20 protein-coding genes are annotated in these 18,222 nt (G+C 66.2%); 8 read left to right on the top strand and 12 right to left on the bottom strand.

What is annotated here, in order from left to right:
* Position 1 precedes the first annotated feature (1 nt).
* Positions 2 to 541, bottom strand: coding sequence for a TetR/AcrR family transcriptional regulator (locus P8Q88_RS03080; RefSeq protein WP_278322355.1), 540 nt, complete (start codon positions 539 to 541; stop codon positions 2 to 4).
* A gap of 67 nt (positions 542 to 608) precedes the next feature.
* Between P8Q88_RS03080 and P8Q88_RS03075 the strand changes: the two genes are divergently transcribed.
* Together P8Q88_RS03075 and P8Q88_RS03070 are read left to right on the top strand one after the other, a co-directional pair.
* Entirely contained in the window at positions 609 to 995 is a 387-nt protein-coding gene (locus tag P8Q88_RS03075; protein ID WP_278322354.1) for a hypothetical protein, read from the top strand.
* A 43-nt stretch (positions 996 to 1,038) separates the two neighbouring features.
* Positions 1,039 to 2,310 carry a phospholipid carrier-dependent glycosyltransferase gene (locus P8Q88_RS03070; protein WP_278322353.1) on the top strand — a complete coding sequence of 424 codons (1,272 nt, stop codon included), beginning with the start codon at positions 1,039 to 1,041 and terminating at the stop codon, positions 2,308 to 2,310.
* 19 nt (positions 2,311 to 2,329) lie between these two features.
* Here the strand turns inward: P8Q88_RS03070 and P8Q88_RS03065 are convergent, their stop codons facing one another.
* The 5 genes from P8Q88_RS03065 to P8Q88_RS03045 all read right to left on the bottom strand — a co-directional run bounded on the left by P8Q88_RS03065 (position 2,330) and on the right by P8Q88_RS03045 (position 6,089).
* A complete protein-coding gene (locus tag P8Q88_RS03065) occupies positions 2,330 to 3,460 on the bottom strand; it encodes a glycosyltransferase family 2 protein (RefSeq protein WP_278322352.1) in 1,131 nt (376 codons plus the stop codon).
* Positions 3,461 to 3,499: 39 nt separating this feature from the next.
* Positions 3,500 to 4,561 (bottom strand): 3-isopropylmalate dehydrogenase, encoded by a 1,062-nt coding sequence (leuB, locus tag P8Q88_RS03060; RefSeq protein ID WP_278322351.1) that lies wholly within the window; start codon positions 4,559 to 4,561, stop codon positions 3,500 to 3,502.
* Positions 4,558 to 5,157: a DNA repair protein RecO gene (recO, locus tag P8Q88_RS03055; protein WP_278322350.1), complete on the bottom strand. Its 600-nt coding sequence runs from the start codon at positions 5,155 to 5,157 to the stop codon at positions 4,558 to 4,560. The genes leuB and recO overlap by 4 nt, the downstream gene beginning before the upstream one ends.
* A gap of 32 nt (positions 5,158 to 5,189) precedes the next feature.
* A complete protein-coding gene (locus P8Q88_RS03050; protein ID WP_278322762.1) occupies positions 5,190 to 5,435 on the bottom strand; it encodes an accessory factor UbiK family protein in 246 nt (81 codons plus the stop codon).
* Positions 5,436 to 5,540: 105 nt separating this feature from the next.
* Positions 5,541 to 6,089 carry a TspO/MBR family protein gene (locus tag P8Q88_RS03045; protein WP_278322349.1) on the bottom strand — a complete coding sequence of 183 codons (549 nt, stop codon included), beginning with the start codon at positions 6,087 to 6,089 and terminating at the stop codon, positions 5,541 to 5,543.
* 150 nt (positions 6,090 to 6,239) lie between these two features.
* On the opposite strand from P8Q88_RS03045, the gene P8Q88_RS03040 reads away from it, so the two are divergent.
* Positions 6,240 to 7,385 carry an NAD(P)/FAD-dependent oxidoreductase gene (locus P8Q88_RS03040; RefSeq protein WP_278322348.1) on the top strand — a complete coding sequence of 382 codons (1,146 nt, stop codon included), beginning with the start codon at positions 6,240 to 6,242 and terminating at the stop codon, positions 7,383 to 7,385.
* Positions 7,386 to 7,438: 53 nt separating this feature from the next.
* A complete protein-coding gene (locus tag P8Q88_RS03035; protein WP_278322347.1) occupies positions 7,439 to 7,753 on the top strand; it encodes a hypothetical protein in 315 nt (104 codons plus the stop codon).
* Positions 7,754 to 7,772: 19 nt separating this feature from the next.
* On the opposite strand, the gene gorA is transcribed toward P8Q88_RS03035, so the two are convergent.
* The 6 genes from gorA to pgi all read right to left on the bottom strand — a co-directional run bounded on the left by gorA (position 7,773) and on the right by pgi (position 14,470).
* Entirely contained in the window at positions 7,773 to 9,137 is a 1,365-nt protein-coding gene (gene gorA / locus P8Q88_RS03030) for a glutathione-disulfide reductase (protein WP_278322346.1), read from the bottom strand.
* A gap of 64 nt (positions 9,138 to 9,201) precedes the next feature.
* Positions 9,202 to 10,578: a DEAD/DEAH box helicase gene (locus P8Q88_RS03025; RefSeq protein ID WP_278322345.1), complete on the bottom strand. Its 1,377-nt coding sequence runs from the start codon at positions 10,576 to 10,578 to the stop codon at positions 9,202 to 9,204.
* 205 nt (positions 10,579 to 10,783) lie between these two features.
* Positions 10,784 to 11,506 (bottom strand): CDP-alcohol phosphatidyltransferase family protein, encoded by a 723-nt coding sequence (locus P8Q88_RS03020; protein ID WP_278322344.1) that lies wholly within the window; start codon positions 11,504 to 11,506, stop codon positions 10,784 to 10,786.
* A gap of 69 nt (positions 11,507 to 11,575) precedes the next feature.
* Positions 11,576 to 12,559, bottom strand: coding sequence for a calcium/sodium antiporter (locus tag P8Q88_RS03015; protein WP_278322343.1), 984 nt, complete (start codon positions 12,557 to 12,559; stop codon positions 11,576 to 11,578).
* Positions 12,560 to 12,586: 27 nt separating this feature from the next.
* A complete protein-coding gene (locus P8Q88_RS03010) occupies positions 12,587 to 12,829 on the bottom strand; it encodes a hypothetical protein (RefSeq protein WP_278322342.1) in 243 nt (80 codons plus the stop codon).
* 87 nt (positions 12,830 to 12,916) lie between these two features.
* Complete coding sequence (gene pgi / locus P8Q88_RS03005) at positions 12,917 to 14,470, bottom strand: glucose-6-phosphate isomerase (protein WP_278322341.1); 1,554 nt, start codon at positions 14,468 to 14,470, stop codon at positions 12,917 to 12,919.
* Positions 14,471 to 14,539: 69 nt separating this feature from the next.
* Between pgi and lepB the strand changes: the two genes are divergently transcribed.
* The 4 genes from lepB to P8Q88_RS02985 are packed head-to-tail and all read left to right on the top strand — an operon-like array spanning position 14,540 to position 18,221.
* Positions 14,540 to 15,376, top strand: a complete 837-nt coding sequence (lepB, locus tag P8Q88_RS03000; protein WP_278322340.1) for a signal peptidase I — start codon at positions 14,540 to 14,542, stop codon at positions 15,374 to 15,376.
* Entirely contained in the window at positions 15,373 to 16,047 is a 675-nt protein-coding gene (gene rnc, locus P8Q88_RS02995) for a ribonuclease III (RefSeq protein WP_278322339.1), read from the top strand. The genes lepB and rnc overlap by 4 nt, the downstream gene beginning before the upstream one ends.
* Entirely contained in the window at positions 16,044 to 16,949 is a 906-nt protein-coding gene (gene era, locus P8Q88_RS02990; RefSeq protein ID WP_278322338.1) for a GTPase Era, read from the top strand. Before rnc ends, era begins: the two co-directional genes overlap by 4 nt.
* Positions 16,950 to 16,961: 12 nt before the next feature.
* The gene (locus P8Q88_RS02985) at positions 16,962 to 18,221 is read left to right on the top strand and encodes an MgtC/SapB family protein (RefSeq protein ID WP_347569005.1); all 1,260 of its coding nucleotides are present in this window, start codon (positions 16,962 to 16,964) and stop codon (positions 18,219 to 18,221) included.
* The last annotated feature ends 1 nt before the right edge of the window (position 18,222 follow it).

The raw sequence follows: 18,222 nt of genomic DNA, 5'->3' as shown, positions 1-18,222 counted from the left end.
CTCAGCCTTCCAGCGCGGCAAGCCCCGCTTCGCCCACTTCTCCCAGGCCGATGGCGTCCATCATCAGCGCGCCCTCGACCGCCAGCGCCACCAGCCGCGCACCGGCCTTCGGATCGGGATCATCGGGCGGCAGGTGCGCCTCGAACCACGCCAGCTGGCTGTCCATCATCGCAGCCGCGCTCGCGCGGAAGGCCGCATCGCCCGTGGCCGCGCCGGCGACGATTTCCCACCACAGCCGCAGGAACGACGCGAACATGGGCGCGCGGCCGATGGCGAGCAGGCGCTGTGCGCAATCGCGGCGGGACGCCGCCGGTTCGGTGGGATAGGCCATTTCCAGCGCGCTCGCATACATGCCCGCGACATGTTCGAGCAGGGCAGTGACGAGGCCGTCCTTCGATCCGAAGTGATAGATCAGCATGCGGTCGCTGGTGCCCGCCGCCCGGGCCAACGGACGCAGGCTCGCCCCCGCCAGGCCATGTTCCAGCACATGGGCAGCGAGCCGGGGCAGCAGCGTTTCGCGCGAGAGGGGCGGATCGGCCATTGACTATCTGTAGCACTTGCTACATAGCGCGTCTGTAGCAGTCGCTACATTCCTGAAGGAGCCCGTCATGACCACGCTGGAAATCCTCTTCGCCCTTGGTGCGGTGTTCGCCTTGCCTGCCGTGCTTACTCTGGCATTGCGCGGGCGAGTGCAAGAACGCTGGTGGCTCGCAGCGCTGCTGGCCGCGGGCTTCATCGCTTTCAGCGCCTTCCCGATCGTGCAGGAGGGGTATCTCGGCTTCATCCCCAACCATACGCAGGACCTGTGGGGCACGCAGGTGTGGTACGATCTGGTGATCGTGGTCATCATCGCGCTCGTCTTCATCGTACCGCGGGCGAAAGCGGCGGGGATGATGGTGCTGCCATGGGTGCTCGCCGTCGGGCTGACCGCCTCGATCGCGCTGTTGCCGATGGTCGCGCGCCTGTTCTGGCTGGAGTCGCGCACAACTTCGTGAAGGCGCTTGTGGCGGCGGCCCACGCTGCCTAAGCCTGCGCGCGATGAGCCGCGCGCCCGAGCAGACCCAGGATCCCTTGCGCTGGTGCCTTGCGCTGGCTTTGGTCTTCTGGCTGGCGATGCTGCCGTTCCTCACCGTCGCTACCGAACCCTATTTCGACGAGGTCCACTACCTGCCCGCCGCCCGCGAGCTGCTGACGCTGGGCGAATTCACCAATCGCGAGCATCCCCTGGTGGGCAAGGAGCTGATGGCGCTCGGCATGGCGCTGTTCGGTGACAATCCCTGGGGCTGGCGCCTGCTGCCGACGATATTCGGTGCCGTGGCGCTGTTTGCCAGCATGCGCGCGCTGTGGTTCGCCTCGCAAAGCCGGTTCGCCACGCTGGCTTACGGCATCCTGCTGGCGACGGGCTTCCACCTCTTCATCCACGCGCGCATCGCCATGCTCGATGTCTTCTACCTCGCCTTCCTGAGCGTGGCGGCATGGCAGTTTGCCGCCGCGATCCGCCAGCCCGAACAGGGCCGCTGGCGGCTGGCGCTGACCGGCATTGCGCTGGGCCTGGCGATGGGCGCGAAGTGGAACGCGCTGATCATCGCCACGCTGCCCGGCCTCGCCTTCCTAATCGCACGCGCGCTGGCCGGTCGCCGCCGCCTGTTCCTCAGCCGCCGAGGCGCGCCGGTGCCGGGCATCACGCTGGCCGAGGCAGCCCTCTGGCTCGGCCTGGTCCCGCTGCTAGTCTATGCGGCCAGCTTTGCGCCTGCGTGGTTTTTCGCGGTCAATCCGATCGGCGAGGGGCTGGTGTTCCACCACCGTTTCATGCTTGCCCTGCAGACGCAGGTGCTCAATTCGCACCCCTATCAGTCGACCTGGGAAGACTGGGTGCTGAACGCGCGCTCGATCTGGTATCTCTACGAGCCGGTCGATGGGGTGCAGCGCGGGATCATGCTGATCGGCAATCCACTCACCATGCTGCTCGGCCTCGGCGGTCTCGCATGGTGCCTGTGGCATGGCCTGTTTGCGCGCAACTGGGCCGCGCTCGCCGTGGTCGTGATCTATGCTGTGACGCTCGGCTTCTGGGTGGTCGCGGCCAAGCCGGTGCAGTTCTACTATCACTATTCGCTGCCCGCGATGGCGCTGATTGCCGCGCTGGCGCTGGCCTGCGACGCGCTGTGGCAGGCCGGCTGGCGCAAGACCGCGCTCGTGCCGGTGGTCGGCAGCGCACTGGTGTTCGCAGGCTTCTACCCGATCCTTAGCGCAGCCCCCCTTCCCGCGCCCGACAGCTTTACCCTGTGGACGTGGATCGACGGCTGGGTTTGAAGGATCGGTCTGTAATTGGCTAGTATCGTCCCCAGACGAAGCGGCTCGACAGGGCGAAATTCCACACCGACCCGATGCCGATGCCGACCAGCGCCGCCAGCACCTCGTGCAGCCCGCGTTCGTAGAGTGTCGTGGCGACCGCCACATTGGCGAAGGCTCCGATCGAGCAGGCCGCGACGAAGCTGGCCCAGCCGAACAGGACCTGTCGGGCCGTCTTCAGTCGCCGGTCGCGATAGGTCAGGAAGTTGTTGAGCCAGAAGTTGAAGGTCATCGCGCCGAAGGTCGCCAGCGCCTGGCTCCAGCTGAAATTCGTGCCCGCTACGGCGAGGAACACATACAGGATCGCCATGTGCACCAGCACGCCAAGTGCGCCGACCGTGCCGAACAGGGCGAAGCGCGTGGGAATGATGCGCCCGAAGCTCTTGTCGTAGAGACCGGCCAGGAAATCGAGCGCGATGGCGCGATCGAGCTTGGATTCCCCGGCCCGGCGCGCGGCGAAATTCAACGGAAATTCCTTCACGCGCAGCGGCGCATCGGCGGTGGCGAGCAGGTCGAGCAGGATCTTGAAGCCGATGCCCGATAGCCTCGGGGCGAGCCGCCGCGCGGTGTCCGACCGCAGCAGGAAGTAACCGCTCATCGGATCGGACAGCGCCACGCCCGTCAGTTTCCGTGCCAGCGCGTTGGCAATGCCGGACAGCCGCTCGCGGTCGGGGCGGCCCCAGCCTTGCGTGCTGGCCCCTTCGGCAAAGCGGCTGGCGACGGCCACGTCTGCCTCTCCCCCCTTCACTGCGGCGAGCATGGCCACGAGCAGGCCGGGATCGTGCTGGTGATCGGCGTCCATCACCGCCACATGAGGCGCGGCGGTGGCGCAGAAGCCCTCGATCGCGGCGCCCGACAAGCCGCGGCGGCCGATGCGCTGGATCACCCTGATGCGTGGATCGGACAGGGCCAGCCGGCGCGCCTCGTCGCTGGTGCCGTCGGCGGAATCATCGTCCACCACCAGCACTTCCCAGCCGGTCGTGCCCAGCGCCTCGTCGATCCGCGCGACCAGCGGCGCGAGGTTCTCGCGCTCGTTCAGCGTCGGCAGGATGATGGCCAGCTCCAGAGGGGGTGTACCGGTGGTCATCGCAGATCGAGTCGCGTCGCTCATGCCGCCCGCAATGCCTCGCAAGGCACGCAGACCGCAAGCTCAGCTATCGAGCCGTGCGAGGATCGCCTCGCCGATGTCCGAAGTTGAGGCCGATCCTCCGAGATCGCCGCCGAAGACGCCATCGGCGAGAATGCCCTCAACCGCGCGCTCGATCCGCACGGCATCCTCTTCGCGCCCCAGCGAATGGCGCAGCAGCATGGCGAGGCTGAGCACGGCGGCGACCGGATTAGCTTTGCCCTGTCCGGCAATGTCGGGCGCGCTGCCGTGGATCGGTTCGTAGAGGCCGAAGGTACCGTAGTCCGTCTGCCGCTCCCCCAGGCTGGCGCTGGCGAGCAGGCCGATCGAGCCGACGCAGGCGCTGGCCTGGTCCGACAGGATATCGCCGAACAGATTGCCGGTGACGATCGTGTCGAACTGGCCGGGCGACTTGACGAACTGCATGGCGGCATTGTCGACATACATGTGATCGAGCGTGACGTCCGGATACTTCTTCGCTACCTCGATCACGGTCTCGCGCCAGATGCGGCTGGTTTCGAGGACATTGGCCTTGTCGACGCTGGTCAGCCGCTTGCTGCGGCCCATGGCAGCACGGAAGGCGACATGCGCGATGCGGCGCACCTCGTCCTCGTTATAGCTCATCGCGTCCCAGCCCTCGCGGCCACCGGCGCTCGTCCGTTCGCCCTTGTCACCGAAATAGACGTCGCCATTCAGTTCGCGCACCACCAGGAGGTCGATACTGCGCGCAACCTCGGGCTTGAGCGAGGAGAGGTGCTCGAGCCCGGGAAAGCCCGCTGCCGGACGCAGATTGGCGAACAGCCCCAATTCGCTGCGCAGGCCGAGGATCGCCTGTTCGGGCCGCAGCTCGCGCGGCAGGTCGTCGCAGGCGAAATCACCGACCGCGCCGAACAGCACGGCATCCGCGGCGCGCGCCATCTCCAGCGTTTCTTGCGGGAGCGGGTGGCCGTGACGGCGATAGGCGATGGCGCCGACATCGCCCTCGAACAGGGTCAGCCCCGGCAGGTCGAGCGCATCGAGCACGCGCCGCGCCTGTGCCGTGACTTCGGGTCCGATCCCGTCGCCGGGGAAAATTGCGATCTTCATTCCACCATCCGTGCCAGTCGTCGCCTCAGGAGTTGCCGCGCAGCTAGGACGTCGGCGCGGGTGTCGGCAAGCAGGTAGCGCGCGATCAGCGGCTCCTGGCGGTCGAGAATTTCCAAGGCCTGGCCAAGGTCCGCTATCGCCGGCCGATCCCCGCCATAGCCCAGCTCGCGCAGCAGCAGCGCCTCATAGACTGCGAGCGCCTCGACCCATTGCCGCGCGGTCTCCGCCGAGCAGATCGCGTCGAGCAGGCCGGTCAGCGCCGCGTAGAGCGTGGGATAGGCGTTGCGTTCGGGCAGCACCGCGGCGGTCAGCGCGGTCACCCAGGCGATGGCTGCAGCAGGCAGCGGCTCGGACAGCCATGGCCCGCGGCTGGTCACGAGTTCCAGCCGCGCGAAGGGCAATTGCGTGTCCGATTTCGCGCGCACCTCTGCCTGCACGATATTGCCGGGGATCACGACGGGCCGCAGCTGTCGCCCGCGCCCACCTGCAACATAGGCTGCGACCACGCCACTCTGCTCAGTCAGCAGACGCGCGATGACTGCCGTTTCCCCATGCGGGCGCGCGGCGAGCACGATAGCTGATGCAGTGAGATGCATTCTCGTCCCCTACCTCGTGGCAGGGGCGGTGGTCACTTGGTCTTGGCTTCCAGTGCCGCGACGCGGGCTTTCAGGTCTTCCGCTTCCTCGCGCGCCTTGCTGGCCATCATCTTGACCGCGTCGAATTCCTCGCGGCTGACGAAGTCCATACCGCCGAAGGTTTCCTTGGCCCGTTCGCGCGCTGCGTCACGCGCCTCGCGGCCCATGCCGGCCAGCGTGCCGGCCGCCGAATTGGCGAGTTTGACGAAATCGGCGATCATCGGGTTCTTGGACTGCATGCGGTGCAGATGGTTGCTGGGGGCGCGTTTGTCCAGAGTGCTTGTTGCGTACGGGAAACGCATCTGCGCTTCCCTAAGCTGTTCCATCCCGCTCCCACCAACAACCTAAATCCGCACTCGCTCTACCGCGCCGCCATCTTCCGCCGCGCCGCCGTCGGGATTGGCCTGAACGAACTGCCAGTTGAGCAACGTCGCAAACAACACCCAGGCAAGATAGGGCAGCAGCAGCAGCCCCGCCAATCGGCGCACCCGCCAGAACAGGGCGATCACCACCAACAGCGTCAGGTCGATCAGGACGATTACCACCAGCGCCGCCGTGATGGCCTGCGCGCCGAAGAACACCGGGGACCAGGCCAGATTGAGGGCGAAATGGCCGGCGAAGGCGAGCAGTGCGAGGGTGCGGCCGCGTGCGCCCCAGGCCGATGCGACCAGCGCGACGGCAAGACCGATCATCACATAGAGGATGGTCCAGACGATGCCGAACCACTTCGGATCGGGGTAGATCGCCGGCTTTTCGAGCGCCTGGAACCAGGGCGAACCCGAACTGCCGACCATGCCGCTCAGCGAGCCAAGCAGGACGATGAGCGGCACGGTGAACAGGGCCCAGCGGATGAAACTTGCGCGCAATTGCCCGCGCGAAGCCAGCATGTTCATGCAATCTCCCGATCTTGCAATTCGTGTGGGCGAATCGTTTCGGGACTTGTGGCGAGCCGTTGAAGGCAAGGCAATCCGCGGCCCCGCGTTAGTCCCGTTCCGGTGCGAAGCGTGTTGCCCGAATCCTCGTGCGGGTGTTGAAGAGGACGCATGCAACGCGTCGACTTCCTCGTCATCGGTGCCGGTATCGCGGGGCTTTCTGCCGCAGCGCGCCTGGCACGGCACGGAACGGTGACCGTGTGCGAGGCGGAAGGGGCGCCGGGCGTGCATGCCTCGGGCCGCAGCGCCGCCTTCGCGCATTACGACATGGACGCGAAGCTCGTGCGCGCGCTCACGGCGGCGAGCATGCCCCTGTTCGACGAGCCTGGCGCAAGAGTTCATCCGGCATTGTTCATCGCGCTGGTCGGGCAGGAGGCGGACCTCGAGCGGGTCGAGGCGGTCTATCGCGAATGGCAGCCAGCGGTAGAGCGGCTTTCGGGCGAAGAGGCGCGCGCGCTGGTGCCGGTGCTCCGCACCGATGCGAAGGGCGCGATCGGCGGCCTGCTCGACAGCGAGGGTCGCAAGCTCGATGCCCATGCCTTGCTGGAAACCCACCGCCGCAGCTTGCGCGACGCAGGCGGCACGATTGCCCTCGCAGCGCCGGTGACCGCGCTGCGCCGGGACGCGACGCGCTGGATCGTCGAGACGCCGGGGGCGACTTACTCCGCGGCGTTGGTCGTCAATGCGGCCGGGGCGTGGGCCGACCAAATCGCACTTCTCGCAGGCGTCGCGCCGCTCGGGATCCGCCCCCTGCGCCGCACGGTAATCACCTTCGACGTTCCGCAGGGCATGGACGTATCCGCCTGGCCCTTCACCAAGACCGTCGGACCGGGCTTCTACATCGAGCCCGAAGGCACGGGCCGCCTGCTCGCCTGCCCGATGGACGAGCACTTGTCCGATCCCTGCGACGCCCAGCCGGAGGAGGAGGACGTGGCGCTCGCCGCATGGCGCGTGGAGCAGGCGACCACCCTTGCCATCCCGCGCCTGGCGAGCAGATGGGCGGGCCTCAGGACCTTCACGCCCGACCGCCTGCCCGTCTGCGGCTTCGATGCGCATGCACCGGGGTTTTTCTGGCTCGCAGGGCAAGGCGGTTTCGGCCTGCAGACCTCACCCGCCATGGCGCTGGCGGCAGAGGCACTGGCGACGGACAGCGCGTGGCCCGAGGAATTGCGCGCTGTCGGCATCGCGGCAGAGATGCTGGGTCTCCACCGGTTCCTACCGGCGCGGGATAGCGCGCGAACCCCGGATTGCCTATAATGGCCCGGACTTCCCGCAGGGGGAAAGACTCACGACTGACGAGGAACGAGAGCGTGCAATCCGAAAAGGACGAGACGGGATCGCAGAAGGTGGCGGCGATCAAGGCCGGCGACCGGCAACCGTCCATCTCGCAGGAACTGGCCAAGCTGATCGAGCCGCTTCACGCCGAATTTCCCGATGCGGTCGAAATCAGCTTCACCTATCGCAAGAACCTGCGCCTGCACATCGACGTGAGGACGCTGGAAGAAGCGCACGCCGCCGAAACGCGCCTGCCGGCCCTGTGCGGCGGGATATTCGCAGAGATATTCTCCGGTCGCTCGCCGCACCATGCCTTCTTCCACCGGGTGAGCGCAAAAGTCGACCGGTAGCAAGCGGCCCCGCCGGGCATCAGCGCATCAGCACCAGTTCTTCCGCCATGGTCGGGTGGATCGCGGTCGTGGCGTCGAAGTCGGCCTTGGTGAGGCCCGCTTTAACCGCGATCGCGGCGGCCTGCATCATCTCGGGCGCTTCGGGCGCGATCATGTGAATGCCCACGATCTTGCCGCTGTCGCCGTCGCAGACCATCTTCATCAGGCTGCGTTCGTTGCGGCCCGCCAGCACATTCTTCATCGGGCGGAAATCGGACAGGTAGACCTTCACGCTGCCGAGCGCGTTCTTCGCCTCGCCCTCGGTCATGCCGACCGCGGCGATGGGCGGATGGCTGAACACCGCGCTGGGAATGCAGCCATGGTCCACCGCGACCGGATCGTGGCCGCCGAAGACGGTATCGGCGAACGCCTGCCCCTCGCGGATGGCCACGGGCGTCAGCTGCACCCGGTCGGTCACGTCGCCGACGGCATAGATGTGGTCGACATTGGTCTTGCTGAAGCGGTCGACCTTCACCTCGCCCCCTTCGCCCAGCTCCACCCCGGCCTTGTCGAGGCCGAGACCCTCGGTGTTGGGAATGCGGCCCACGGCAAACATGACGAGGTCGGCCTTCTCCTCTTCGCAGTCGGACAGCTTCACGAAATAGCCGCCTTCGTCGCAGGGCTTGATATATTCGAAAGTGGTGTTGAAGCGGAACTTGATCCCCTTCATCGTGCTGATCTGCAGCAGCCGGTCGCGCACCGCCTCGTCATATTGCTTGAGCAACTTGTCGCCGCGATTGACGATGTGAACATCGCAGCCGAACTCATTGAAGATCCCGGCGAATTCATTGGCGATATAGCCGCCGCCGGCAATGATGACCTTCTTCGGCAATTCGTCGAGATGGAAGGCCTCGTTGGAGCTGATCGCGTGCTCGGCGCCCTGGCATTCGGGCATGCGAGGGCGCGCGCCGGTGGCGATCAGTATGTGTTTCGCCGTGACGGTCCTGCCGCTCGCCAGCGTGATCTCGTGCAGGCCGGTGATCTCGGCCCGCTCCTTGAAGATGGTGACGTCGTGGTTCTCGAGCGTGTCGGTATAGGCACCCTCGATCCGGGCCACATCGTCGAGAACATTGTCGCGCAGCACCTTCCAGTCGAAGCTGCGTTCGCCGATTTCCCAGCCGAAGCGCTGGCAGTCTTCCAGATCCTCGGCGAAATGCGCGCCGTAGACGAGCATCTTCTTGGGCACGCAGCCGCGGATCACGCAGGTGCCGCCGATGCGATGCTCCTCCGCCACCGCGACCCTTGCACCATGCGCCGCGGAAACCCGGCTGGCCCTTACGCCGCCGGAGCCGGCGCCAATGGTGAAGAGATCGAAATCATAGTCGGTATTCTTATCGGCGGCCATGCGGCGCTCCTGTCAGCTTTGCGCGTGTCTCTCGCCAACAGGGCGCGGCTTGGCAAGTTCCGACTTATGCGTCGGCGCGCGAGCGGTTGCGGTTGCGATTCCGGTTGCGATTGCCGCCGGGCCGCCTGCCCTGCCCGCCCGGAGCGCCATCGCGCTTGGGCGCACCGGCGCGATTGGGGTGCTTGTTCTTCGGCTTGGCCTTTTTCGCCGCGCCGCCGGCGGGACGCACCTTGGGCTTGGCGAGGCGCGGCTTCTGCTCGCGCTTCGTCGGGCCGACGCCCTCCACCACGGCGCGGAAATTGTCCGGCAACGGCAGGCGCTCGAACTCCGCATCGGTCTTCTTGCGGATGTCCTTGAGATAATCGCGCTCATCCTCGGCGCAGAAGGCGATCGCCACGCCATCGCGGCCCGCACGCGCGGTGCGGCCGATGCGGTGGACATATTGCTCGGGCACGTTGGGAAGCTCGTAATTGAGCACGTGGCTGACGCCGGGAATGTCGATCCCGCGCGCGGCGACATCGGTCGCGACGAGGATCGGCGTCTTGGCGCGCTTGAACTCGTCGAGCGCGCGTTCGCGCTGCGGCTGGCTCTTATTGCCGTGGATGGCATTGGCCGGCACGCCCGCCTGGCCGAGCTTCTTCACGATGCGGTCGCACCCGTGCTTGGTACGGGCGAAGATCAGCACGCGCTCGAACTTGCCGGGCACCTCGTGGCGCTCCTTCAGGATCATCTCGAGCAGCGTCTGCTTCTCGTCCTGCTGGACCATGAAGAGATACTGATCGATCCGCTCTGCCGTGGTGCTTTCGGGCGTCACGCGGACCTTGACCGGATTGCGGCAGTATTTGCCGACCAGTTCCTGGATTTGCTTGGGCATGGTGGCACTGAAGAACAGCGTCTGGCGGTCTTCGGGCACCAGCTGGCTGATGCGGCGCAGCGCATGGATGAAGCCGAGGTCGAGCATCTGGTCGGCCTCGTCGAGGACGAGGATTTCGACCTTGTCGAGAGTGAAGGCCTTCTGGTCGATCAGGTCGAGCAGGCGGCCGGGCGTCGCGACGAGAATGTCGGTCCCGCGATGCAGCTTGTTGCGGTCCTTGTTGACCGAGGTGCCGCCGACGATGGACTGAACCTTGAGGCCCGCCATCGCGCCGTAATCCTTGGCGCTCTGGGCGATCTGGCCGGCGAGTTCGCGCGTCGGCGCGAGCACCAGCATGCGGCAGGACTTGAACGGCGTCTGGTTGTCGGCATCGCGCAAATTGTCGATGCTCGGCAGCATGAAAGCCGCGGTCTTGCCGGTGCCGGTCTGGGCAATGCCCATCAGGTCGCGGCCTTCGAGAACCGGCGGAATGGCCTGCGCCTGGATTGGCGTCGGCGTGTCGTAGCCCTTCATGTCGAGGGCCTGGAGGACGGGCTGCGACAGCCCGAGATCAGTGAATTTGGTCATGAATACTCGCATTCGATATGCGGCGCGCAGACGGACAACAGATGGAGTCCGGGCGCGGCGCGGGGGTGGTAACCGCCCGCGTGAAAAGGGAAGTCTTGGAAAAATGGACCGATGCGCGGCCGGGGCGATGGATGTCTGCCGATCGCCGCTTCACGCTGGCTAGCGCGCTTCGATGGCTGCCATGTGGATGCTGCAGCGCAAAAAGTCAATCGCGGCGCCGCCACTCCTCATTTCGGGAAGGTTCCTCGGCGCCCAGTCGCCGAGCCGTGACAAGCGTCTGCTGGACAAACATCGCGATCATGAAAGCCCCGCATGTACCGACGAAGATGTCGAAGCCGGAAATGCTGCCAAACCAGCCTGGCCCCTCGGCACCGAAAGCCATCATGGCGAGGGTAAAGCCGATCAGCAGAAATCTGAGCTCGGTCGGTCCCGCGTTCAGATAGGACAGCTTCATCTCGTTCAGCACCCGCACCCGCAGGAAAGCATGGATCGAAAGGAGTAGGTAACCCGCCAGCGCCAGCAACGCCGCCTCAAGCTCGACATAGGGCGACAGCCCGATCCCGGCGAGTACGAGCAAGGTCGCCAGCCCGTCGCAGCTATGGTCGAGGAAATAGCCGTAGCGCGGGCGTTCTATCTGGCGATAGCGGGCAAGGCTTCCGTCAGTTGAGTCGCCGAACCATTGCACGGCATATCCGGCAATGGACAGCCACAGCCAGTCCTCGTGCCAATTGCTCGCGATGTAACCGGCGAAGACCATGACCGCACCGACCATGCCCACCGCCGTCATCAGGTCCGGCACGACCCATCCCGGCAGGCGCGCGCAAATCCAGGTCAGCAGGCGTCGCTCGGATCGCGCCAGCAGGTTTTCCTGGATACGCGTGATCGGCGTCGGCGCGGTAGCGGGTACAGGTTGCGGTTTGTCGGTCATGGCAAGGCGGATGCGCCTAAACCGAGCGCTCGGCAATATGCCGAGCGATGAAATGATACCGCGACACGGCTATATCAGCCCGGCAGTGAACAGGATGAAGCCGACATAGGCCGCGACAAGTACCCCACCCTCGCGTCTGCCCAGCCGCCCGCCGGTCCAGGCAAATCCGATTGCCACGATCGAGGCGGCGAGCAGCACCCACAGGTCCATCGTCATGATGCCGCCGGGAATCGGCCCGGGTGCGACAATCCCGGTCACCCCGCCGATGAAGAAGATGTTGTAGATGTTGGAGCCCAGCACATTGCCAAGCGCAATATCGCTTTCCTTGCGAAAGGCGGCGATCGCGCTGGTTGCGAGTTCGGGGGCCGAGGTGCCGAAGGCGACGATTGTCAGCCCGATAACCTCGTCCGACACGCCAAGGCGCGCTGCAATGGCAATGGCATTGTCGACGAGGATCGTGCCGCCAGCGACGATGATTGCGATGCCCACCACGAACAGGGCGATGGCTTTCACGAGGCCCGCGGGAGAGCCGGTTTCATGGACGTGGAGGCCCGGGTCCGCATGTTCGACCGCTTCGGTGCGCTGGCTGGCCGCGGAAACCTCGCCAACGCGTTCCTGCTGGTAGGCCACGGTCAGGTAAGCGATCAGCACTGCGAGAAAGGCGAAACCGACCCACAGAGACAGCCCGACCGTGGTTCCGGCGAGCAGCATCAGACCTACTCCGGCCACGCCCACCAGACCATCGCGCCACAGCGCGCCGGCCGACGCGCTAATCGGGTAGATGATCGCCGTCAGACCGAGAATAAGAAGGATGTTCGCGATGTTCGAGCCGACGATATTGCCGATGGCGATGCCGGGCGAGCCTGCCAGCGCGGCCTGCACGCTGGCGGCGAGTTCGGGGGTGGAAGTCCCCAGTCCCACGATGACGAGGCCCACGAGCATCGGCGACAGGCCGAGCCGTTCGGCCAGCCGCGTCGCGCCGCGTACCAGCAATTCGCCGCCCAGCAGGAGCAGAGCGAAACCGAGCAGGAGCAGGAGGAGGATCGTTGCCATGGGCGGCGCTCTATGCAGGGATGGCCGCTACCGCCAGTGGCAATTCAGCTTTCGTTGAAAGGCACGGTCACTTCGCCGCCCCGACGGGCTCCAGCCTGCGTCGGCCGTCTTCGGCAAAAGGCGCGCAAGACTCTCGGCGCAGGCGTGGAAATTCTTTTCGGCATGTTTGAGGGCTTCGGCGTCCTGCGCGGTTTTCGCTTGAGCGCGCACCGCCTCGAGCCGCTCGTAGCTCTTGCGGAATTCCGCCAGCAGAAGTGCCTGGTCGGCCATGCGCGATTCGATCCCCCTCTTAGATCGCCCCGCTTTTGCCGCTACTCCCGAGATTAGTCAATCTTATCAAATGTTAATGGCGGCCTATTACGATTGCATCCCGGCTGCGGCCAGTAGCGCCTCGGTGCTCGCATCGAAGCGCTCGCCGCCCTTTTCGATCGCCTTGGCCATCTGCTTGCCCAGCTCTACGCCGAACTGGTCGAAGGGGTTGATGCCCATCAGCACGGCATTGGCGAAGGTACGATGCTCGTGAAAGGCGATCAGCGCGCCAAGCGCCGCCGCGTCGAGATCGTCGCACAGCATCGTCGCGCTCGGCCGGTCGCCGGGGTAATTGCGCGCGGGATCCGCGCCCGCCTTGCCCGCCATCAGCGCCGCGCCTTGCGCAAAGCAGTTCATCAGCAGGATGCGGTGATGCGCGGGGTCGAGATCGTCTCCAGGCGCAATACTGGCGATGAAATCCACCGGGATCAGATGCGTGCCCTGGTGGAGCAGCTGGAACACGGCATGCTGCGCATCGGTCCCCACCCCGCCCCAGGTGATCGGCGCGGTCGGCCCGTCGACGGGCTTCATGTCGGCGGTCACGCGCTTGCCATTCGATTCCATCTCCAGCTGCTGGAGATAATCAGGGAACAGCGCCAGCCGCTCGTCATAGGCGAAGACCGCGCGCGTCTGACAACCGCGCACCCGCGTATAATAGAGATCGGTAAAAGCCGCGCGGAGCACCAGATTGTCGGCCACGCCGGTATCGCGGAAATGCTCGTCCACCGCTTTCGCGCCGGCGAGCATGGCGCGGAAATCGTCCATCCCCACCGCCATGGCGATAGGAAAGCCGATGGAGGACCAGATCGAGTAGCGCCCGCCAACACTTTCCTGGAATGGCAGGATGCGGGTCTCGTCGACGCCCCACTCGACCGCGCCATCGGGGTTGGCGGTCAGCGCGATCACGCGGCCCGAGGGGTCCGACACACCGTTGTCGCGCAGCCATTTCAGCGCGCTTTCGGCGTTGGTCATGGTCTCGATAGTGGTGAAGGTCTTGCTGGCAACCGCAATCAGCGTCTTGGCCGGATCGCATTTCGCAAAGGCCGCTTCCAGCGCGACGCCATCGATGTTGGAGACGACATGGACGTCGCAATAGCTGAGGTCGCGGGAGAGCGCGTCGACGCCCAGTGCCGGGCCGAGCGCGCTGCCGCCGATGCCGATGTGGATCAGGTGCTCGATCTCGCCCAGCGCCCCCTGGTGGATCGCTTCGACCAGCATGCCCATGCGGTCGATCAGCGCTGCGGCTTCCTCCACCTTCGCCTCGTCGCCCGTCCCTCGTAGTGTCGCGTGGTCGGCAGCGCGGCCCTCGGTCGGGTTGACCACCTCGCCGCCGAACAGCTTGGCGCGCATCCCGGCAAAGTCCATCGCCTCGGCCAGTCGTTCGAACTCTGCGAGCACCGCGCGATCGAGATGGGTCTTGGACCAGTCGAACAGAATGCCGCCCTGCTCCAGCTCGATCCGGCCGGACAGCATGGCGACGCGCTCGTCCCCGCCGGGCTCGTCGGCCCCTTCGCCGCCGTCGCGGCTGGCGCTGAACAACTCGCCCAGAGTCGGGCGCGGCAGGCTTTCGAGCGAGTCCCAGATATCGGCGGCGGTCGGCATGGCGGGCAAAAATCCTTTGATGGCTGCGCGCCTGCGACTAGGGGACGAAACGATGATTGAGAAGCCCGCATGACAGACCAGGCCCCCGTCACCGCCGCGCCGGCCGATGGCGACGCAGACGCCAATCCGGAGAAGGAAAGCTGGGGCAGCTTCCTGTGGTTCTGCGCCAAGCTGGTGCTCGCCGTGCTGCTGTTTCGCACTCTGCTGTTCAGCTTCTTCACCATTCCCAGCGAAAGCATGCTGCCGGGCCTGCGCAATGGCGATTATCTGATCGCGGCGAAGTGGCCCTACGGGTATAACGAGAATTCGCTGCCGCTCGGCCTGCCGGGGCCCGAGGAGCGCATCTTTGCCAGCCCGCCCGAACGCGGCGATGTGGTCGTGTTCAAGCATCCGGTCGACCGGACCGATTACGTCAAGCGCATCATCGGCCTGCCGGGCGACAGCGTGGCGATGCGCAGCGGCCGGCTGGTGCTGAACGGCAAGCCGGTGGAGCGGCAGGACGCCCCGCCGATCCTGCTACCGCTGAGCCTCAACACCAGCTGCCACCCCCGCGCACTACAGGTCGAAGGCCCCGAGGGCCCCGCCTGCCGCTACAATCAGGCGCTCGAGGTGCTGCCCAACGGCAAACGCTATCCCATCATCGATCTCGGCCCGACCCCGCAGGACGATTTCGGCCCGGTCATCGTGCCCGCAGGCCAGCTGTTCCTGGTGGGCGACAATCGCGACAATTCGCAGGACAGCCGCTATCCCGCGCGGGCCGGTGGCGGCGTCGGCCTGGTCGATCAGCGCCTGCTTGTGGCGCGGGCCAGCATGGTGCTGTGGTCGACCGATGGCAGCGCCGAATGGCTGCTTCCCTGGACATGGTTCACCGCCGCCCGCTGGAACCGGATCGGATCGGACATATGACGCAGACGCTGGAACCGGCTGCCCGCGAATGGCTCGCCGCGAATGGCTTTACCGTGAAGGAGGAGGCGCGCTGGGTCGCCGCGCTGACCCACGGCAGCATGGGCGAGAAACGCGATTACGAGCGGCTCGAATTCCTCGGTGATCGCGTACTTGGCCTGTCGATCGCGGACTGGCTCTATGCGCAAAGCGACGCGCCCGAGGGCAAGCTCGCCCAGCGCCTGAATGCGATCGTCAGCCGCGAAATGTGCGCCCGGATCGCGCGCGGCATCGGACTCGCCGAGCATATCCGCATTTCCAAGCAGGCGCGCGCCGATGGCGGCCGCGACAGCGACAACATCCTCGGTGACGTGGTCGAAAGCCTGCTCGGCGCGCAGTTCCTCGACAATGGCTTCGAACCCGCCCGCGACCTCGTGCGCCAGCTGTTCCGACCGGCGCTGGAAAGCGGGGCCGGGGTCGCGAAACATCCCAAGAGCGCGCTGCAGGAATGGGCGGCGGGCAACCAGCGCGCCATGCCGCAATACGAGGTCGTCGAACGTGCCGGCCCCGACCACGCGCAACGCTTCACCGTGCGGGTCAGCGTGCACAAGGTGGGCGAGGCGCAAGGGTCGGCCAGCAGCAAGGGCGAAGCGGAAAAGGCCGCCGCACAGGCATTCATGGAGCAATACGGATGAGCGAGCAGGAAACCACGCGCTGCGGCGTCGTCGCCGTGCTGGGCGCGCCGAACGCGGGCAAGAGCACGCTGGTCAACCAGCTGGTCGGCCAGAAGGTCGCGATAACCAGCGCCAAGGCGCAGACCACCCGCGCGCGGATGATGGGGATCGCGCTGCACGAGAGCACGCAGATGATCCTCGTCGACACGCCCGGCATCTTCGCGCCCAAGCGCCGGCTCGACCGCGCGATGGTGAGCGCCGCGTGGGAAGGCGCGGAAGCGGCCGATGCCGTGCTGCTGCTGGTCGATCCGGTCAAGCAGCGCCGCCACGAGCTGGAACCGCTGATCGAACAGGTCGCCACGCGTCCCGAGCGCAAGATCCTCGTCCTCAACAAGGTCGATCGGGCGAAGAAGGAGCCGCTGCTTGCGCTGGCGCAGGAACTGACCGGCAAGGTCGATTTCACCGAAGTCTATTTCGTATCTGCCCTGACCGGCGACGGCGTGCCCGAGATGAAGCAGGCGCTGGCCGACATGATGCCCGAAGGCCCGTGGATGTATCCCGAGGACCAGGTGAGCGATGCCAGCGAACGCCTGCTGGCGACGGAGATCACCCGCGAACAGCTCTACCAGCAGCTGCACGAGGAACTGCCCTACGACAGCGCGGTGCGGCCGGAGAAATACATCCAGCGGCCCGACGGCAGCGTGGAAATCCACCAGCAGATCGTCGTCATGCGCGACAACCAGCGTGCTATCGTGCTCGGCAAGGGCGGCAGCCGCATCAAGTCCATCGGCGAGGCGGCGCGCAAGGAATTGAGCGAGCTACTCGGCCAGAAGGTCCATCTGTTCCTTCACGTCAAGACCGACGAACGCTGGAGCGAGGACAAGGAGATGTTCGAGGAGATGGGGCTGGACTGGGTGCGGTAAGGGGATGGTTCGCTGAACCTGCCATCCGTCTCCACAGCCCTGCCCCTGGCGGCAGCCTTCGCGGTCGGGTTGCTGATCGGCATCGAGCGGGGGTGGCGGCTGCGCGGCAAGGGTGCCGGCATGCGCGTTGCGGGTATTCGCACCTTCACCCTGCTCGGCATTGCCGCAGGTCTTGCCGGAGTGATCGGGACACGCGGCTTTCCGGCAGTGTCCGGCATTCTTTTCGCTGCGACCGCCGCAATCGTCGCGATCGGCTATTACCGGTCCGTCCTCGCCAGCGGCAAGCCCGACGCGACCAGCGCGGTCGCGGCGATGGCAACGCTCGGCCTCGGCTATCTCGCGGGTATCGGCGAAGCTGCGCTCGGCGTGGCCGGCGCGGCGCTGGTGACGTCGATCCTGGCGCTGCGAACCGAAGTCCATCGCTGGCTCGGCCGGCTGGACGAGGCCGATATCAAGGCCTTCGCCCGCTATGCCGTGATCGCCCTCGCCGTATTTCCGTTCCTGCCCGAGGGTCGCTTCGGCCCCTACGACGCCTGGGAGCCGCGGACGCTGTGGCTGGTGGTCATCATCGTCACCGGCTTCTCCTTCGCGGGCTACGTCGCCAATCGCATGTTCGGGGCGCGGCGCGGGACGATTGCCACAGCGGTGATCGGCGGGGCCTACAGCTCGACTGCCGTGACTCATTCCTTCGCCAATCGCCTGGGCGCCGGCGAGGAAGGCGGCGCGGAGAATGCCGGGATCGCTCTCGCCAGCGCAGTCATGTACCTGCGCGTCATCGTGCTGGTCGGCATCCTTGCGACCAGCCTCCTGCCGCATTTCGTGGTGATCGTGGCGCCCGCGCTCGTGACCGGCTTTGCCGTCGCCTGGTGGCTCTATCGCAAGGCACCGAGCAGTACCGGACCGGCCCCTCCGGGCAATCCGATCGCCATGCTGCCCGCCCTGACCTTCGTCGCCTTCGTCGCCGCGGCCGCCGTCGCCGCGCGCTGGGCGCAGGACGAGTTCGGCGAGCAGGGCATCGCCATCCTGCTGCTGGTGATGGGCAGCATGGATGTGGATGCGGCCATCGTGACCGCGGGCGGGCTCGAACCCGGCACGATCGCACCCAGCCTCGCGGCGCTCGCCATCGCCGGGACAATCCTTGCCAATATGGGCGTGAAACTGGGCGTTACGCTGGTTTACGGCAAGCGCGAGGCACGGCCTGCGGCAATCGCACTGGGAGCCAGCATGGTCGCGCTCGCGGCAAGTCTCGCGGTGGGCTACGCTACGCTCTAGT

It is taken from the genome of Qipengyuania marincola (assembly GCF_029688625.1).
Taxonomy (GTDB): Bacteria; Pseudomonadota; Alphaproteobacteria; order Sphingomonadales; family Sphingomonadaceae; genus Qipengyuania.
Note: the sequence above shows the minus strand (reverse complement) of the source record. Positions and strands in the feature narration are given on the sequence as shown.

Excerpts from the sequence above, each read along its gene's own strand:
- P8Q88_RS03080 (WP_278322355.1), bottom strand. The coding sequence starts at position 541 with ATGGCCGATCCGCCCCTCTCGCGCGAAACGCTGCTGCCCCGGCTCGCT.
- P8Q88_RS03075 (WP_278322354.1), top strand. The coding sequence starts at position 609 with ATGACCACGCTGGAAATCCTCTTCGCCCTTGGTGCGGTGTTCGCCTTG.
- P8Q88_RS03070 (WP_278322353.1), top strand. The coding sequence starts at position 1,039 with ATGAGCCGCGCGCCCGAGCAGACCCAGGATCCCTTGCGCTGGTGCCTT.
- P8Q88_RS03065 (WP_278322352.1), bottom strand. The coding sequence starts at position 3,460 with ATGAGCGACGCGACTCGATCTGCGATGACCACCGGTACACCCCCTCTG.
- leuB (WP_278322351.1), bottom strand. The coding sequence starts at position 4,561 with ATGAAGATCGCAATTTTCCCCGGCGACGGGATCGGACCCGAAGTCACG.
- recO (WP_278322350.1), bottom strand. The coding sequence starts at position 5,157 with ATGCATCTCACTGCATCAGCTATCGTGCTCGCCGCGCGCCCGCATGGG.
- P8Q88_RS03050 (WP_278322762.1), bottom strand. The coding sequence starts at position 5,435 with ATGCAGTCCAAGAACCCGATGATCGCCGATTTCGTCAAACTCGCCAAT.
- P8Q88_RS03045 (WP_278322349.1), bottom strand. The coding sequence starts at position 6,089 with ATGAACATGCTGGCTTCGCGCGGGCAATTGCGCGCAAGTTTCATCCGC.
- P8Q88_RS03040 (WP_278322348.1), top strand. The coding sequence starts at position 6,240 with ATGCAACGCGTCGACTTCCTCGTCATCGGTGCCGGTATCGCGGGGCTT.
- gorA (WP_278322346.1), bottom strand. The coding sequence starts at position 9,137 with ATGGCCGCCGATAAGAATACCGACTATGATTTCGATCTCTTCACCATT.
- P8Q88_RS03025 (WP_278322345.1), bottom strand. The coding sequence starts at position 10,578 with ATGACCAAATTCACTGATCTCGGGCTGTCGCAGCCCGTCCTCCAGGCC.
- P8Q88_RS03020 (WP_278322344.1), bottom strand. The coding sequence starts at position 11,506 with ATGACCGACAAACCGCAACCTGTACCCGCTACCGCGCCGACGCCGATC.
- P8Q88_RS03015 (WP_278322343.1), bottom strand. The coding sequence starts at position 12,559 with ATGGCAACGATCCTCCTCCTGCTCCTGCTCGGTTTCGCTCTGCTCCTG.
- P8Q88_RS03010 (WP_278322342.1), bottom strand. The coding sequence starts at position 12,829 with ATGGCCGACCAGGCACTTCTGCTGGCGGAATTCCGCAAGAGCTACGAG.
- pgi (WP_278322341.1), bottom strand. The coding sequence starts at position 14,470 with ATGCCGACCGCCGCCGATATCTGGGACTCGCTCGAAAGCCTGCCGCGC.
- lepB (WP_278322340.1), top strand. The coding sequence starts at position 14,540 with ATGACAGACCAGGCCCCCGTCACCGCCGCGCCGGCCGATGGCGACGCA.
- rnc (WP_278322339.1), top strand. The coding sequence starts at position 15,373 with ATGACGCAGACGCTGGAACCGGCTGCCCGCGAATGGCTCGCCGCGAAT.
- era (WP_278322338.1), top strand. The coding sequence starts at position 16,044 with ATGAGCGAGCAGGAAACCACGCGCTGCGGCGTCGTCGCCGTGCTGGGC.